This is a genomic window from Vitiosangium sp. GDMCC 1.1324 (assembly GCF_003044305.1).
Classification (GTDB): Bacteria; Myxococcota; Myxococcia; order Myxococcales; family Myxococcaceae; genus Archangium.
In genome coordinates this window covers 105,156-121,148 of record NZ_PZOX01000023.1, presented here as the reverse complement: position 1 = coordinate 121,148, position 15,993 = coordinate 105,156, and the positions used below count along the sequence as shown (strand labels likewise).

Sequence of the window (15,993 nt, the reverse complement as noted above, 5' to 3'; positions counted from 1 at the left end):
CCTTTCAACTCGGGCGCGCAACCCCCCCCCGCTTCGGCTAGTGTCGGCGCGGCGCAAGTACCCCCGAGGAGACACATGTCCCGCACTATTCGTGCCCCCCGAGGAACGGCCCTGTCCTGCAAGGGTTGGGTCCAGGAAGCCGCCCTCCGGATGTTGATGAACAACCTGGATCCGGATGTGGCCGAGCGCCCCGAGGATCTCGTCGTCTACGGCGGCATCGGCAAGGCCGCCCGTGACTGGCCGTCCTTCGATCGCATCGTCGACAGCCTGCGCCGGATCACCGACGAGGAGACGCTCCTGGTCCAGTCCGGCAAGCCCGTGGGCATCCTCCGCACCCACCCGGACGCGCCCCGCGTCCTCATCGCCAACTCCAACCTCGTCGGCCGCTGGGCCACCTGGGACCACTTCTTCGAGCTCGAGAAGAAGGGCCTGATGATGTACGGCCAGATGACGGCCGGCTCGTGGATCTACATCGGCACCCAGGGAATCCTCCAGGGTACCTACGAGACCTTCGCCCAGGCCGGCCGCGTCCACTTCGGCTCGGATGATCTCTCCGGCCGGCTCGTCCTCTCCGGCGGCCTCGGCGGCATGGGCGGCGCCCAGCCCCTGGCCGCCACCATGAACAACGCCGTCTTCCTCGGCGTGGAGATCGATCCCCACCGCGCCCGGCGCCGCGTGGAGACGCGCTACCTGGACGTCGTCGCCAAGGACCTCGACGAGGCCATCGCCCTGGCGAAGGAGGCCCAGGCCAAGCGCATCGGCCGCTCCATCGGCATCATCGGCAACGCCGCCCAGGTGTACCGCGAGCTGTACCGCCGGGGCATCAAACCGGACCTCGTCACCGACCAGACGAGCGCCCATGATCCGCTCAACGGCTACATCCCCGCGGACCTGTCGCTCGAGGCCGCGGCCGAGCTGCGCAAGCGCGACCCCAAGGGCTACGTCGAGAAGGCCCAGAAGTCGATGGCCATGCAGGTGGAGGCGATGCTCGACTTCGCCCGTGCCGGCAGCCACGTCTTCGACTACGGCAACAACATCCGCGCCCAGGCCCAGCTCGCGGGACTCGAGAACGCCTTCGACTTCCCCGGCTTCGTGCCGGCCTACATCCGCCCCATGTTCTGCGAGGGGCTCGGGCCCTTCCGCTGGGTGGCGCTCTCGGGAGACCCCGAGGACATCCGCCGCACGGACGAGGCGGTGCTGGAGCTCTTCCCGCAGAAGGAGTCGCTGCGCCGGTGGATCAAGATGGCGCAGCAGCGCGTGGCCTTCCAGGGGCTGCCCGCGCGCATCTGCTGGCTGGGCTACGGCGAGCGCGCCAAGGCCGGCCTGCGCTTCAACGAGATGGTGCGCAAGGGCGAGGTGAAGGCCCCCATCGTCATCGGACGCGATCACCTGGACTGCGGCTCGGTGGCCTCGCCCAACCGCGAGACGGAGGCCATGAAGGACGGCACGGACGCGGTGGCCGACTGGCCCATCCTCAACGCGCTGGTGAACGCGGTGAACGGCGCCTCCTGGGTGTCCTTCCACCATGGCGGCGGCGTGGGCATGGGCTACTCACTGCACTCGGGCCAGGTGATCGTCGCCGACGGCACCGCCGAGGCCGCGCGCCGCATCGAGCGTGTGCTCACCTCGGACCCGGGCATGGGCGTGCTGCGCCATGCCGACGCGGGCTACCCCGAGGCCGTCGAGGTCGCCCGGACCCGCGGCGTGCGCATCCCTGGCATCACCGAGTGACGCATGGAAACCCTGGAGCTGCTGATCCGCAACACGTCCGAGGTGCTCACCGTGGAGGGCTCCCCCCAGGAGCCCGCCGAGCAGGCCCTCACGCCCCGTCCGAACGCCTGTGTGGGCGTTCGCCGGGGGAAGATCTGGTACGTGGGCTCCGAGGGCAGTCTGCCCAAGGGCGCGGTGGGCCCCTCCACCCGCGTGGTGGACGCGCACGGCCAGTTCGTGGGCCCCGGCTTCGTGGATCCGCACACGCACGCCGTCTTCGCCGGTGAGCGTGCCGCCGAGTTCGACCTGCGCTGCCAGGGAGCCACCTACCTGCAGATCGCCCAGGCCGGGGGCGGCATCGCCAACACCGTGCGCAACACCCGCTTCGCGAGCGAGGAGGATCTCATCCAGCTCGCCCTGCCCCGGCTGCAGCTGATGCTCGAGTACGGCATCACCACCGCCGAGGTGAAGAGCGGCTACGGCCTGTCGCTCCAGGACGAGCTGAAGATGCTCCGGGTGATGCAGCGGCTCTCCACGCTCCAGCCCCTGGAGCTCATCCCCACGCTCATGTGCGCGCACGCCGTGCCCGAGGAGTACCGGGAGTGGCGCGAGGCCTACATGGATCTCTGCATCAAGGAGATCATCCCCGCCGTGGCCGAGCAGGGGCTGGCGCGCTTCTGCGACATCTTCGTGGAGCAGGGAGCCTTCAGCCACGACGAGGCGCGCCGGATTCTCGGAGCAGCCAAGAAGCTGGGGCTCAAGCCGCGGCTGCACGTGGACCAGCTCACCGCCTCCGGGGGCGCGGAGCTGGCGGCCGAGCTCGGCGCCGCCACCGCGGACCACCTGGAGAACGTGAGCGACGCGGGCATCCGAGCCCTCGCCGACGCGGGCGTCACCGCCGTACTCGTGCCCACCTCCACCCTCTTCCTGCGCGTGCGGCCCTACGCCCCCGGGCGCAAGCTGCGCGACGCCGGCGTCAACGTGGCGCTCGGCACCAACCTCAACCCCGGCTCCGCCATGAGCGAGAACCTTCCCCTCGCCATGGGGCTCGCCTGCCTGGAGAACGGGTTGACGGCCGCCGAGGCCTACTGGGCCACCACCCGTGGTGCCGCCCTGGCCCTTGGTTTGAACACATACGGCCGGATTACCGTGGGGGATCCGGCAAACATTGTCGTTTTTTCGTGCTCAAACTACCGCCATCTTCCCTACCACCTGGGAATCAACCACGCGCGGATTGTCATTAAAGATGGCCATGTAGTGGTAGAGAATGAGCGGGCCCTCTGTCCGTGACGTGGAGCGGACAGGAGTGGCGTGACGGGACTTCCCGTCTGGGCCGGCCGTTATAAACAAACAGCAAGACCATGTGCCGTCTCTTCGGCTTCCGCTCCTCAGTTCCCACCGCCGTCCATCCCTCCCTCGTGACGGAGAAGAACTCGCTTCTCCAGCAGTCGAGGGAGCACAAGGACGGCTGGGGTATCGCAACCTATGAAGCAGGCGAGCGCCCGCTCGTCGCGCACGGGCTAGGCCCCGCGTACTGTGATCCCGACTTCGAGCGGGTGAGCAGCCGGGTGTCCTCCCGCACGGTGGTGGCGCACTTGCGCCTGGCCTCCGTGGGCGCGGTGGAGAAGCGCAACGCCCATCCGTTCCACCATGGCCGCTGGTGCTTCGTGCACAACGGGACGCTGAAGAACTTCGCCCGGCACAAGGCCGTGGTGGAGGCGCTCATCCGCCCGGAGCTGCTGGCGAACATCCAGGGAGCCACGGACTCGGAGCGCTGCTTCTACCTCTTCCTGACGCGGCTATCGGAGCGCCAGTGCCTCGTGGGTCCGGCGTGCGTGGAGAAGGTGGCTCGCGCGCTGGCGGAGACGATGGAGCTGGTGTCAGCCATCACGGACGAGCCGGGGCAGGATCGCTCGTCGATGAACTTCCTCGTGACGAACGGGGACGTGATGGTGGCGACGCGCCGCAACCGGACGCTCTTCCTGTCGGACACGGCGCCGGAGACGGGCAAGCGCCCGCACCGCATGCACGCCGGTCCGCCCAAGCCAGGCACGCAGCTCGAGCAGTTCGTGCTCGCCAGCGAGCAGCTCTCGGGAGAGGACCACTGGCACGTCATCGACGAGGAAGACGTCGTCGGCGTGGACAACGGCCTCGTGCTGCACCGGTGGAAGGTACAGGACCTGTACACGCGGCCCTGAGGTAGCACCCTCCTCCTCCAGGTCCGCCTTCATGCGGGCCAGGAGGTCGACCGCTCGAGCTCCGGGAAGTGGTCCGTGAGCTCGCCGGTCGTCCGCGGCCGCGTCCACGGCGGCTCGGAGAGCGGAGAAATGGTCTCGGGCCCCGGGCGACCAAATCCAGACGCTCCGTCCGCGCGACAGCGGTCAATCCCTGCTCAATGCTTCAGAGGACCGAAGTAGTCCACGAACTCGGCGGGGGTATTGGCGTTGATGCGGGCTGCTTCGTCGGAGGACAGCGGGCGCGGGGGCTGACGACAACGCTCCGTTGTGGATGCTTCGTGTAACGCGGTGAGGTGCAACGGAGATGCGGCGGTGGACATGATGCTGAGGTCCATCGCGCAGGCCACCAAGAAGTTCGGGCCAGCCGACCGACGGCCGGTGATGGTGCATGCGCAGACGGTGCGAGAGGACCAGTTCGACCAGATGAAGGCCCTGGGCATCCTCCCCACGTTCTTCGTGGCGCATACCTTCTACTGGGGCGACTGGCACCGGGACGAGACGCTGGGAAGGGAAAGGGCCGAGCGCATCTCCCCCCTGCGCTCCGCCACGAAGCGAAACCTGCGCTACACGATTCACAATGGCTCGCCGGTGGTGCCTCCGGACATCCTGCCGCTGGTGTGGAGCGCGGTGGCCCGCACCACGCGCAGCCAGCAGGTGCTGGGGCCCGAGCAGCGGGCGACGCCGCTGGAGGCGCTCAAGGCGGTGACGGCGTGGGCCGCATACCAGAACTTCGAGGAGAGGGAGAAGGGCACCCTGGAGCCGGACAAGCTGGCGGATCTGGTGGTGCTGTCGGGCAATCCGCTCACCGTGTCCACGGAGGCTCTGCGGGACTTGTATGTGGTTGAGACCGTCAAAGGCGGCACCACCGTCTACTTGCGCGCCCCCGAGCTCCCCACGGCAGCCGGACGAAGCCTCTCCTCACATACAGGGCGCGCACCGTTCCTCGCATTCCTGCCACGGCACACCTGCTGCTGAACGACTACCCTATTGCAATTGCTCTGGTGCTGTGCATTTCGCACGGGCCCGCGATCGCACGTTCGTAACACGCACCCACCAATCTCCTGGGTCATTGATCTCCTAAGTGCATTCGGTAACCTTCTGCGAATGCACTGGCATTGGCACTCGAAGAGCGCGGCCATGCTGATGGTGATGCTCGTAATCTCCGGACTCGCCGGAGCGGACGCGCACGCCCAGCAATGCAGTCCCGAGGATCCTTCCACGGAGGAACCTCCCAACGACCAGATGAGCGACACGCGCTTGTTGCGGCGCATCATGCTCGGGCTCACCGGGACCACACCGACCGTCGAGCAGTACGAGGCGATGGCGGCCGCGGCCACGCCCCAGGCGCGAGAAACTCTCCTGCGCTCGGCGCTGGATGACGCGCTCGCCTCGCCGAAGTTCTACGAGCGCATGCTGAACTTCGGGCATGACTGGATCACGGTGGGCGCGTACACCACCGGCGCCGCCGGCGACGCGTACCAGGGCGACATGTCCGGTCACCTCCTCAAGTGCCCCTCGAACAGCCTACGTCCGAGCTCGTACTACCAACAGAACGAGTACGGCGACCAGTCGGTCAATCAGTGCAACGACAAGGATAAACAGGGCAATCCCGCGACGGCTGAGGTGCACTCGCACGAGCCCTGGTGGGCGCCGGGAACAAGGGTCGAGGTGCTCGGCAAGGCCGGCTCCGACGTCACCCAGGTCCTCGACTCCAAGGGAAACACGGTCGACTGCGGCATCGCGGGCGGCGGCTACTACGATCCCGCGCTTCCCACCGGGTGCGGCTGCGGACCGAACCTGGTGTGGTGCTCACCGCTCTCCGGCTTGGGGAGCATGAGCAACTTCGACCTCGGCGTTCAGCGGCGCCACCCGTACGAGGAGCCCGCGCGCCTGTTCGCGCACCTCGCGTGGCACGACCGGCCGCTGTCGGACCTCGTCCTCGGCAACTACTCGGTGGGGACCAACTGGCTGCGCGCGCTGTACGTGCGCTTCGGCCGGCAGATGGGCAGCACCGCGCTGGACGCGAACACGACCTGGTGGCGCCCGGACGCGGACACCGCACCTCGCGACCCGCTGCACCCCACGCCGAACGATCCACAGGCATGGCGCGAGTTCGTGGTCGAGGACCTGGAGCCCTTCCACCTCGCGCTCACCAACAACAAGGCGGCCTCCGGCAGCATCGAGCGCACGTACCGCTTCGATCCCCGCACCACGCTCGAAGCGCCGAAGGGGATTCCCACCGCCGGGGTGCTCACGATGATGGGCTCACTGTCCTCGTTCCCGCGCGAGCGCGTCCGGGCCGCGCGCTTCCTCGAGATCTTCGCCTGCCAGAGCTTCTCGCCTCCTCCCGCTGACGTGCACTTCCCTCCGTACGAGACGGATCCCGCGACGGGCGGAACGTGCCTGCACTGCCACAAGACGCTCGATCCGGCGGCGATCTCGTTCAAGCGATGGGATTTCTCTCCGTTCTCGAGCTACTACGTCCCCTGGCCCTTCATTCCGGGCGTAGGCCGCAACCGCGTCACCAAGGAATGGCTGTCCGGGCAGTATCCGCACACCGGCACCGCACCGGGCTACCGATGGAAGAACGCGTTCCTTCCCAACACCGTGCTGACCCCGGTCACCCCCGCGGAGATCGCCGCCAATCCGGAAGCGGTGCTGCTCGACACGATGCCCGAGTCGTACACGCTGCTCGGCGAGCATGGCGATGGCACCATGGGTCCGCTCGGCTTCGGAAAGCTGCTCGTCCGCTCCGGCGAGTTCGATCGCTGCGCCGCGCGCAGGCTCTATTCGATGTTCATCGGCCGTGAGCTGAACCCGGCCTCCGAGAAGCGCTTCATCGACAAGCTCGCGAGGGAGTTCGTCGCACGCGAGCGCAAGCTGAGGCCCTTCATCCGTTACCTCTTCGAGCAGCCCGAGCTGCGGAGGGGCCTGTAATGAACACGCTGCGTTCAATGCTGGGAATCGCCGCGCTGGCCACACTCGTGCTCACCACGGGGGCCTGCACCAAGACGGACCCGGGCGGCCCGGACGGAGGCACGGACGGTGGCGAGAACTGTGCCCCCGCGAACAGGAACGACGAGATCCGGCTCGCGCTCGCGCCCGCGTGCGAGGGCTGCCACCTCACCGGCAACAAGCCGTTCTTCGCCTCGCTCACCGCGTTCGAGAACGGGCTCGTGTACGACGAGAAGTACGTGAAGCCCGGGGACCCGGAGAACAGCCTGCTCATCCAGCTGCTCGTGGGAAACGCGCCGGGAAGCTACCCCCAGATGCCGCCGGGCCAGCGCTACGAGGAGCTCGTCGCTAACGGCCGCGTCACGCTGAACATCGAGCAGGTGAAGGCCTGGATTCGCGAGCTGCCTCCCGCGCCCGAGCGGCTGGAGGCTCCGGATCCGAAGGCCTTCACTGTCCGCCGGCTCTCCGCCGAGGAGATGGTGGTGAGCTTGATGGATCAGCTCGGGCTCACGCTCGAGGACTTCGTCTCCACCTCGGATCCCAACTGGCGCAACAGGGCGTACGTGGTGAATGGCGGCAAGCTCTTCATCTGGCCCGGGGATTGGGCGCCCGGAATCTCGGGCGAGTACGTCTCCGACTCACGCAGCGTCGAGCGGTTCGAGGCGCTCGGAGGCGGCAACTCGCTCGCGTACCGCAAGCGGGACGTGAGCTTCGGTCCCTCCGCCGCGCAGACGGTGGTGCAGATGTCCCAGGCTTGGTGCGCGCGCGCGGTGGACAAGAAGAGCAACACGGCGGTGCTGCGCTACGTGACGCTCGCCGACACCTCTGCGAAGAACCCGGACGCGGTGCAGAAGAACCTGCGCGCGCTCTACCTGCGCATGCTCGGACAGCCGCCCTCGGATACGGAAGCGAAGGAGCTGTACGAACAGGTCTATCTGCCGCTCGAAGCACAGAGCACGCGCCTCGCGTGGATCGGCGTCTGTGCGGCGCTCATCCGTCACCCGCTGTGGATCACCTACTGAGCCGAGGACACCATGCCGAACACCTCTCGTCGCACACTGCTCAAGTGGGCCCTCGGAGCGGGACAGCTCGCGCTCCTCGAACGCGCGGGACTCCTCGGCTCGAGCGCCGCGCGCGCCGCGGACATCGACGTCCCCTCCCGGCTCGTGGTCCTCTACATCCCGGGCGGCTACCGGCCGGCGTACTACTTCACCCCGATGGGTGACGCGGACATTCCGCTCTGCGTGCCAACGTCCTCCAGCTACAACGGAGAGCCCGTCTTCTTCGACGCGAGCAAGCTGGTGTCGCTCGCGCCCGAGAACGGACCCTACCAGCCACTGCGGACCTGGCAGTCGTGGAACCCCGCCGACCCCGCCGCGCGTGGCTCCTACAGCCCGCTCATGTACGGCTTCAAGCACTTCGCGCTGCACGAGCAGCTGAGCGTGCTGCACGGCATCGACCAGGGCACCAATGATCACCAGAGCGCGTTCATCGCCTCGATGTGCGGTGTCGCCGGTGCGGACTACCGGGCGCCGGCCGTTCATTCGGTGATCGCCAATCACCTGTTCGAGAAGTACCGCGAGAGCCGGCCGCTGCCATTCGTGGTCGTCACCGGTGAGCGCGGCACGCCGCTCGGGATGGGGCTGCCCTCCCACGCCTCGCCGGTGCGCGTTCCGTCGATCGGAGCGCTCAAGCCGCAGCTCTCCGCGAAGCCCGCGGACAATCCGTGGTGGACGGGGCTCGATGCGCGCACCGCGGGCCCCGAGCTGGACGCGCATGGTAAGCCCACCGGGAGCAACCTGAAGACGACCACCATCGAGCGCTTCTCGCTCACGCGGGCCCAGCGGATGATGGACCGCTCGACAGCGAAGGTGGACAGCTACCTCGAGGGCCTGCATGGCTCGTTGTCGTCGGTCTCGCGCGTGCTCGCGACGGACGTCGTGTCCGTGCTGGAGAGCACCAAGGGCATCGACGTGCTGAAGTCGAGCCGGCCCGCGTACCTGTCGAGCTACCTCTCCGAGACGTTCACGTACACGTTCGGCCTCGCGAACTTCCACCTCACGGGGTTGGATCCCCGGATGGATCTCGCGCTGCGCCTGCTCAAGTCGGACCTCTGCACCTCGGTGCACGTGTCGCTGCAGGTCGACTTCGATACGCACAACGCCTTTGGACACGCCTTCAGCTGCGCGCACGGCCGCGGATTGATGGACTGCGTCGCGCGCTTCCTGGGCGAGCTCAAGGCCGCACCCGCTCCCGGCAAGCCAGGCAAGACGCTGCTGGATGACACGCTCGTGCTGGTGATGAGCGAGTTCGGCCGCAGCTGGGCCTCGCGCACGAGCGACAACTCCTACTACCAGCCGGATGATCACCACCCGTACACCTCGGTCTGCTTCGCGGGCGGAAATGTGGCGGCGAACCGGCAGGTCGGCTCGTACACCCCGCGCGGGCTCGGCGTGCCGGTGGACATCATCGAGGAGAACGGTCAGCCCTCGAAGCGCGTGCCCCGGGCCGCGGACGCAGTAACTACCGCGCTGCGGATCATGGGCATGAACACGAGCGACTTCTTCATCCCCGGCGGCTACGGAGAGGTGGCGGGCATCCGCAAGTCATAAAGGGCAGACAGCCTCCCGGCTCAGAGCCGGTCGCTGATGCGCTGCTGAAAGAGCCAGTCCTGGGGATGGGTTTGCAAGGCTTGAGCCCGCCAGAGTGCAGCTGGCGGGCTCCACGTCAGAGCGGATCGAACCTGATGGCGAGCCCGAAAGGGATGTTGTTGGGATCTCCGTTGTAGCGGATCCGGGGCACACTCCAATCCGTGGACGGGTGGATGATGTCCGACATGTCGAAGTTGATCGTGATGCGGAACTTGCCCGCCACGTACTGGTTCGTCCCCGGCGAGTTGCTCGACGACGCCGTATCCTTGATCTTCACCGACACCGGGCCCGGCATCGGGATGAACAGCAGGTTGGAGTAGAAGCGGCGCTGGGTGCCATTGTTCACCAGACTCAGGATGAGACTCTCTTGATCCGGCGTGAGCGGGACGCTCGAGTGGCTGATGACAAGCCTGATCGGCATGGTGCCGGGTTCCTGGGCCGTGGTGACGTTGACAGGCTGCGGGAACCAGTCCGAGCGCACGAAAAACACGTTCAGGTCCTGGCTGCGCTCCGCCTGGCCGGGGAACTCGGGATCGCAGTAGTGATCCTCCCATGAGGCCCATGCCGGGTACTTGTACAGCGGGTGTGTCTGCGAGCCGTTGAAGTCCGCGTTCATGCCGTAATAGACATTGTCGTGGAGGACACCCGTCCGGTACATGTAGACCTCGAAGAGGTCGATGTCGAAGACACCCACGTTCTCGATGAAGTCCTTGTCGGGGGTGTCGCTGTTGTCTTCGTCGAGCGTGGCGGCATCGAACTGCTGACCGGGCTGGAGCACGAGATCGCGAGCGGACTCATGGCCGCTCATCAGCGCCCCCCAGTAACTCCAATCATGCGTGGCGTTGAACCCGAAGTGCTGACCGGTCTGCTGGACGGTCGCGCCAGGCCGGTAGTCATAGGCCAGCATCTCCAGTTCCCCGAAGTAGAAGCCCTGGACACTCCCCCCCTGGTTGCTCGTCTCCACCAGGCGGGTATCCAGCAGCAGCCGCTCCTCTTGCGGTTGGCACCCCCCACTGGCCGTGATGCTCCCCAGGAACAATCCTCCCATCAACAACACTCTCAACGAATGGCTTCGCATTCATCCTCCCGCGTCGCGTGGATGGGGGTCGCCCCTCGAAATCGAAGCCCCCCGTGGCCTACCGGACCCGTAGATCCTCCACGACTTTCTCCTCTTTTGAAAGAGACCCCCTCCCCTTGACGCTCGAGGAAAAACCCGGGCCGAGCAGGCTGCCGAACTCCAGAGCGGCCTGCTCGCCCGCCCTCAATCCGCGGTCAATAATAGATGCGGAGGTCGTAACCCGGCGCGGACTGGTTGTAGACGTTGTGCGCGGTGTCGTTCAGGTTGCGGACACGCACGTAGTACGCCGAGCCCGCGGGCACATTGACCGTCACCCGCGCCACCCGGCACGCCGCATTGAACGGGTCGTTACACACGTGGCCCGCACCCGCGACGTACGACCCGGCGCTCCCATTGTTATACGTGTACACATCCAGGTAGACGCTGGCACCGTTCTTGATGTTGTACGCCTCGAACTTCGCCGCCCCCGCTACTCCGAAGTACACGGCCACCCAGTCCACGTCGCCGAGCTCGTGGAAGGTATGGTTGAGCTGCGGCGAGCCCAGGTAGCTGCTCGCGGTCGCGGCGGTGTTGTCGCTCTCGAAGGCGTCCGGCGGCGGCAGGTGGCAGTAGCCATACGGCGGGCTGAATCCGTCCGGCTGGCACTTCCCCGAGACACACGTGCACGCCGACCGGCAGTCCGAGCTCGTGGTGCAGGAACGCACGGGAGGCGAGCCACAGTCCGGGTTCGGCGGACCAAAGCCATCGTTCACGCACTGGTTCGCCTGGCACACACAACCCAGGCCGCAGTCGAGCCCACTGGAACAGTACCGGTACGTCAACGCCGCCTCCGACACTCCCTCGACCGGAGCAGACTCGATCCTCTCCGACGGAAGTGTTTCACCACAGCCCGCCGCGATCAGGGCAAAACCGAGGATGATGAGATGAGGCTGAATTCGCATTCTCGAATCTCCATGTTTGGATGGGAATGGACTGATACTCTGGGTGAAGCGGCCCGCCATATACGGGGTTTGCCCCATTCCAAACAAGGAAATCCGTCATTTCAAAAATGAGCAGAACCCGAGAGGAATTTCACGCCCGAGCACACCCATCCCTACTGCACTGCGTTGAGGTGGGATTGAGCGTGCAATCGCTTTCATCCGAGCAGCGCCCGGCTCACGGGCCCGGAGCCGGAGCGGTGTCCTGCACCGGGTGAGGGCTCTCCAGGCTGGAGAACAGCTTCGCGTACTGGATGAGGTGCCGGCTCCCGATGAAGTGCTCCAGCACGCGTTGATGGGCATTGCGGCCCAGCCGCTCGGCGAACTCGCGATCCGAGAGCAGGCGCTCCAACGCCGCGCCAAAGGCGTCCACATCCGTGGGCGGATCGAGCAGCAGGCCGCTCTCGCCCTCCACGATCTGCTCCACGATGCCGCCCACCGCGCTCCCGATGGTGGGCCGCGCCTTCCACATGGCCTCCGCGACCGTGAGCCCGAAGCCCTCGGCGAGGCTCTTCTGCACGACGACCGCCGCGTGCCGCTGGAGCGCGTTGACGATCGCCGCGTTCTCGTCGCGATCGATCATGGGCAGACAGACGAGCTGGATGCGTTGCCGGACGGCATGGGGCAGCTCGCGCCAGGCCGCGGTGCACTCGTCGAGCACCTGGGAGCCCTCGGGATCATCGGAGACGCCGCTCACGTTCGGGCCCACGAGCGCGAGGTGGGCCTCCCCGAGCGTGGCGGCGCGGCGCGCGAAGCCGTGCATGACCCCCAGCATGTCCTTCAACCGGTCCCACCGGGACACCTGCACGACCAGCGGGACATCGGACGGCGGCGGAGGTCCGGCGCGCACCAGGTCCGCGCAGTGATCGATCCGGCCCGGTGTCCCGTCCCGGTGCGAGTAGATGGCGGGCACCTCCGGCTTCCCGCGCAGGATGCCCACGCGGCAGAGGATGGAGCGGATCGTCTGCTCGTCCAGGGGCTCGTTCTTCACCGAGAACGGATCAATGGATGGCGGGATGACCGAGTAGTGCCGCAACCAGTCCGGCGCGTACTCGGAACGGGTGAGGATGACGGTCGCGGCCTGCTCGATGTAGGGCCGGATGAAGCTCCAGGCGGAATGCACCGGCTCGTTCCACTGCTCGGTGCCGACATGGCTCCGCCAGACCACCAGCGCCCCCGAGCGCCGTAACAGGGGGATCAACCCGGCGGTCTGCGGATCATGCAGCAGCACGACGTCACGAGGCTCGATGAGCGCCGCGAGCTCCAGCGCGTTCTCGTGCAGGACGGCCTCGTAGGTGGCCCGTTCGCGCTCCCCGAGCGGACCGCCGTCACCGAGCGCTCCATGGAAGCGGTTGTGCAGGCGCTTGGTGATGCGGAAGAAGTCCTCGTCGCCCCGGATGACGAACCAACGGGCATTGATGCCCGCCCCTCTCGAGTAGGCGAGGAGGGGTTGCAGCATCTCGGCCACGCCGCCCCCCATCTCCGTCGAGTTCACGATGAAGACGACGCGCCCGTGGAGCGCCCGCCGGGCCAGCTCCGCCGCGGCATAGAGCGCCCCTGCCCGCTCCGGACCGATGAGTGGCTCGAAGCGCTCCAGCGGTGTCGGGTGGATCTGGACTTCGCGCAGGTGCACGAAGGAAACGTAGGGCGGGCCAGGGCCCACCGCCTGCCCGCCCGTCTGGTGGGCGGAGGCAACGCCTGTCCCGCCGCACGCCGAGCGGCTCGGTGGATGCGAATCAATCCCTGCTCGGGGGCCCCTTGCCTGGAGAGCCCCAGCGGGCCACGGTGGTGGTCACCATCATGTCGTCCCCCGCGCGGAAGGAATGGCGCGGCATCGGCGAGCCGTCCGCGGAGAGCTCGGGACGCCACACGTCATCCAGCCAGAGCTCGAACGAGACGTCCGCGTCGAGCGAGAGGCGCACCGAGCCCGTGAAGTGCTCGCCCTGGCGGCGGAGACGGAAACCCGGTGCCGTATTACCCCCGAGCGCCTCGTCCGAGCCCACCACGGTGACGACCGCATCGGGCGGGGTATCGGCGGGGACCGTCACGTCGAAGGAGACGGTGACATGGGGATACGACTGGGGAGCCGGCTCGATGGCACCGCATCCGGCCAGCACCGCGCTGGCGAGCGGAACGAGCAGGAACCACTGCGCTGCGTGCGAGAGGGTCATGGAGCGCAGGATAGATCCGGCGCGAACGTCACTGGAGAGCAAGCGGGAGGACGACCCTCACGCCTGTCCTCTCCCAGGGTGAGAGGGGACCTTACGATGTTGGCCACTCAGCGATTCACGAACTCGTGACGCCGGAGTCCCGGCCTCAGCGCTTTCTCGGCCGGACATGGGGACGGCCTGGCTGGAAAGTTTCTTCCAGCATCTCGATGAAGCCGCGCACCCTGGCCGGAACGTAGGGTGAGGGCGCGTAGATGGCGAACACCCCGCGACCCACCGGGATGAAGCGCTCGAGCACCGATTCGAGCCGCCCGGCCGCGAGATCCTCCTCGACGAGGTAGCGAGGCAGATCGGCAATCCCGAGCCCCGCGAGCGAGGCCTGCCTCAACGCGAGGGTGTTGTTGACGTGCAACCGGCCCGCGATGCGGATGGGGGTGGCGTGCTCCGCGTCCTCTGTAGCGCGCAGGTTCCAGGTCTCCGCCGGCTGACCCGCGACGAACACGATGCACTCGTGATTCGCGAGCTCCGCGGGGCGGCGGGGGCGGCCCGCCCGAGCGAGGTAGCCGGGACTGGCGCAGAGCACGCGCCGGTCATCCGCGAGCCTGCGGGCCACGAAGGCCGGAGGAGGATGCGCGGTGATGCGGATGGCCACGTCGATGCCCTCTTCGATGAGGTCGAACCGGCGATCCGAGAGCTCGACGTGGACCTTCACGGCGGGGTGCTTCTGTTGGAAGGCGAGCACCACCGGCATGACCTGGACCTGGCCGAGCACCGTCGGCGCGGTGACGCGCAGCGTGCCATGCGGCGACTCCGGGACGCTCTCCGCCTCGCGCTCGACGGACTCGATGGACTCCAGGATGGAGCGAGCGCGCTCACAGTAGCGAGCACCTGCCTCGGTGAGCTGCATGCGGCGCGTGGTGCGCTGGAGCAGCCGGGTGCCCAGCCGGGCTTCGAGCCTCGACACCTGCTTGCTCACCGCGGAAGACGTCATGCCCAGCCTCGCCGCCGCGGCGGTGAGCGAGCCGGCGTCGACGACGGCGACCAATACGGACATCCCTGTGATGGCCTCGCGGTGCTCCAGCATTCGTGAATTCCCGTCAAGAGTCCTCGTCCGCGAGGAGCCTTTTTCATCTCCAGGGAACGATGCAAATCAAAAGTCATCGAGGCACCGGCCTCGAGCGCCACCGTCTTCCCAAGAGAAAGAGCCCCATGGCCCCTACCACCCAGAGAGCCCTCATCGTCAGCCCCAGCGATACGAACCGGTTCGAGTCCGTCGAGCGCGAGGTCCCCACCCCCGGTCCGTATGATCTGCTGGTCGAGGTCAAGGCGGTCTCCGTCAACCCGGTCGACACCAAGGTGCGCGCGAAGCGTCCGGGCCGGGTTCTCGGCTGGGATGCCTCGGGCGTCGTCGTCGCGCGAGGCCCCGAGGTGAAGCGCTTCCGCGTGGGAGACGAGGTCTTCTACGCCGGGGACATCACCCGGGAGGGCACGAACGCCTCGCTGCACCTGGTGGACGAGCGCATCGCCGGCCACAAGCCGCGCAAGCTGGACCACCTCCACGCCGCGAGCATCCCCCTCACGGCGCTCACGGCTTGGGAGGGCCTGTACGAGCAGCTCGACGTCAAGGAGGGCGGCACCCTCCTCGTCATCGGCGCGGCCGGAGGTGTCGGGTCGCTCGCCGTGCAGATGGCGAAGCGGGTGTCGAAGATGACCGTCATTGGCACGGCCTCCCGCGACAACACCCGCGAGTGGGTGGAGAAGATGGGGGCGGACCACGTGGTGAACCACCGTGAGAACCTGCCCGCGCAGCTCGCGGCGCTCGGTCTGAAGAACGTGGACTCCATCTTCTGCTGCGTCGGCACGGACGCGCACTTCGAGGCGATGGCGGAGTTGATCGCTCCCCACGGACGCATCGTGTCCATCGTCGAGCCGGAGCAGCCCCTGCCGATGGGGAAGCTCTTCAGCAAGAGGGCGCGCTTCTCGTGGGAGTTCATGTTCTCCAAGTCGATGTACAAGACGCCGGACCTGAGCTCCCAGCAGACCATCCTCGACCGCGTGGCCGATCTGTTGGACGAGGGCGTACTCACCTCGACCCTGACGGTGGACGCGGGCGCGCTGGAGCCCAACGCGCTCGCCGAGGCACATCGGACCGTCGCCTCCGGCCGCATGGTGGGCAAGCTCGCCTTCCGCCTGTAGATCCCCCGATGCTTCGGACCC

The 15,993-nt window shown here is 67.3% G+C and carries 13 protein-coding genes; 8 read left to right on the top strand and 5 right to left on the bottom strand.

Features of this window, described 5'->3' with window-relative positions:
- The first annotated feature begins 75 nt into the window (after positions 1 to 75).
- The 7 genes from hutU (at position 76) to DAT35_RS60215 (ending at position 9,514) form a co-directional block, all read left to right on the top strand.
- Positions 76 to 1,731, top strand: a complete 1,656-nt coding sequence (gene hutU / locus DAT35_RS45350) for a urocanate hydratase (protein ID WP_108075575.1) — start codon at positions 76 to 78, stop codon at positions 1,729 to 1,731.
- 3 nt (positions 1,732 to 1,734) lie between these two features.
- Complete coding sequence (hutI, locus tag DAT35_RS45345; protein ID WP_108075574.1) at positions 1,735 to 3,000, top strand: imidazolonepropionase; 1,266 nt, start codon at positions 1,735 to 1,737, stop codon at positions 2,998 to 3,000.
- A gap of 71 nt (positions 3,001 to 3,071) precedes the next feature.
- The gene (locus tag DAT35_RS45340; protein WP_108075573.1) at positions 3,072 to 3,908 is read left to right on the top strand and encodes a class II glutamine amidotransferase; all 837 of its coding nucleotides are present in this window, start codon (positions 3,072 to 3,074) and stop codon (positions 3,906 to 3,908) included.
- Between the two features lie 306 nt (positions 3,909 to 4,214).
- Complete coding sequence (locus DAT35_RS45335) at positions 4,215 to 4,922, top strand: amidohydrolase family protein (protein WP_369946340.1); 708 nt, start codon at positions 4,215 to 4,217, stop codon at positions 4,920 to 4,922.
- A gap of 168 nt (positions 4,923 to 5,090) precedes the next feature.
- Positions 5,091 to 6,884 carry a DUF1549 domain-containing protein gene (locus DAT35_RS45330; RefSeq protein ID WP_233262090.1) on the top strand — a complete coding sequence of 598 codons (1,794 nt, stop codon included), beginning with the start codon at positions 5,091 to 5,093 and terminating at the stop codon, positions 6,882 to 6,884.
- Positions 6,884 to 7,924, top strand: coding sequence for a hypothetical protein (locus DAT35_RS45325; RefSeq protein WP_108075571.1), 1,041 nt, complete (start codon positions 6,884 to 6,886; stop codon positions 7,922 to 7,924). The genes DAT35_RS45330 and DAT35_RS45325 overlap by 1 nt, the downstream gene beginning before the upstream one ends.
- A gap of 12 nt (positions 7,925 to 7,936) precedes the next feature.
- The gene (locus DAT35_RS60215) at positions 7,937 to 9,514 is read left to right on the top strand and encodes a DUF1501 domain-containing protein (RefSeq protein ID WP_199243197.1); all 1,578 of its coding nucleotides are present in this window, start codon (positions 7,937 to 7,939) and stop codon (positions 9,512 to 9,514) included.
- A 115-nt stretch (positions 9,515 to 9,629) separates the two neighbouring features.
- Here DAT35_RS60215 and DAT35_RS45315 read toward each other — a convergent pair whose 3' ends face one another.
- From DAT35_RS45315 to DAT35_RS45295, 5 genes are all read right to left on the bottom strand, one after another.
- Positions 9,630 to 10,631 (bottom strand): hypothetical protein, encoded by a 1,002-nt coding sequence (locus DAT35_RS45315; protein ID WP_146210137.1) that lies wholly within the window; start codon positions 10,629 to 10,631, stop codon positions 9,630 to 9,632.
- A 194-nt stretch (positions 10,632 to 10,825) separates the two neighbouring features.
- Positions 10,826 to 11,572 (bottom strand): hypothetical protein, encoded by a 747-nt coding sequence (locus DAT35_RS45310; protein WP_108075569.1) that lies wholly within the window; start codon positions 11,570 to 11,572, stop codon positions 10,826 to 10,828.
- A 214-nt stretch (positions 11,573 to 11,786) separates the two neighbouring features.
- Positions 11,787 to 13,241, bottom strand: a complete 1,455-nt coding sequence (locus DAT35_RS45305; protein ID WP_108075568.1) for a glycosyltransferase — start codon at positions 13,239 to 13,241, stop codon at positions 11,787 to 11,789.
- A 103-nt stretch (positions 13,242 to 13,344) separates the two neighbouring features.
- Positions 13,345 to 13,779 (bottom strand): hypothetical protein, encoded by a 435-nt coding sequence (locus tag DAT35_RS45300; protein WP_108075567.1) that lies wholly within the window; start codon positions 13,777 to 13,779, stop codon positions 13,345 to 13,347.
- A 145-nt stretch (positions 13,780 to 13,924) separates the two neighbouring features.
- On the bottom strand, positions 13,925 to 14,860 hold the full coding sequence (locus DAT35_RS45295) for a LysR family transcriptional regulator (protein WP_108075566.1): 936 nt from the start codon (positions 14,858 to 14,860) through the stop codon (positions 13,925 to 13,927).
- A 125-nt stretch (positions 14,861 to 14,985) separates the two neighbouring features.
- Between DAT35_RS45295 and DAT35_RS45290 the strand changes: the two genes are divergently transcribed.
- Positions 14,986 to 15,972 (top strand): zinc-binding alcohol dehydrogenase family protein, encoded by a 987-nt coding sequence (locus DAT35_RS45290; RefSeq protein WP_108075565.1) that lies wholly within the window; start codon positions 14,986 to 14,988, stop codon positions 15,970 to 15,972.
- Positions 15,973 to 15,993 lie beyond the last annotated feature (21 nt).

Coding starts and splice junctions, on each gene's coding strand:
- hutU (WP_108075575.1), top strand. CDS start 76: ATGTCCCGCACTATTCGTGCCCCCCGAGGAACGGCCCTGTCCTGCAAG.
- hutI (WP_108075574.1), top strand. CDS start 1,735: ATGGAAACCCTGGAGCTGCTGATCCGCAACACGTCCGAGGTGCTCACC.
- DAT35_RS45340 (WP_108075573.1), top strand. CDS start 3,072: ATGTGCCGTCTCTTCGGCTTCCGCTCCTCAGTTCCCACCGCCGTCCAT.
- DAT35_RS45330 (WP_233262090.1), top strand. CDS start 5,091: ATGGTGATGCTCGTAATCTCCGGACTCGCCGGAGCGGACGCGCACGCC.
- DAT35_RS45325 (WP_108075571.1), top strand. CDS start 6,884: ATGAACACGCTGCGTTCAATGCTGGGAATCGCCGCGCTGGCCACACTC.
- DAT35_RS60215 (WP_199243197.1), top strand. CDS start 7,937: ATGCCGAACACCTCTCGTCGCACACTGCTCAAGTGGGCCCTCGGAGCG.
- DAT35_RS45315 (WP_146210137.1), bottom strand. CDS start 10,631: ATGCGAAGCCATTCGTTGAGAGTGTTGTTGATGGGAGGATTGTTCCTG.
- DAT35_RS45310 (WP_108075569.1), bottom strand. CDS start 11,572: ATGCGAATTCAGCCTCATCTCATCATCCTCGGTTTTGCCCTGATCGCG.
- DAT35_RS45300 (WP_108075567.1), bottom strand. CDS start 13,779: ATGACCCTCTCGCACGCAGCGCAGTGGTTCCTGCTCGTTCCGCTCGCC.
- DAT35_RS45295 (WP_108075566.1), bottom strand. CDS start 14,860: ATGCTGGAGCACCGCGAGGCCATCACAGGGATGTCCGTATTGGTCGCC.
- DAT35_RS45290 (WP_108075565.1), top strand. CDS start 14,986: ATGGCCCCTACCACCCAGAGAGCCCTCATCGTCAGCCCCAGCGATACG.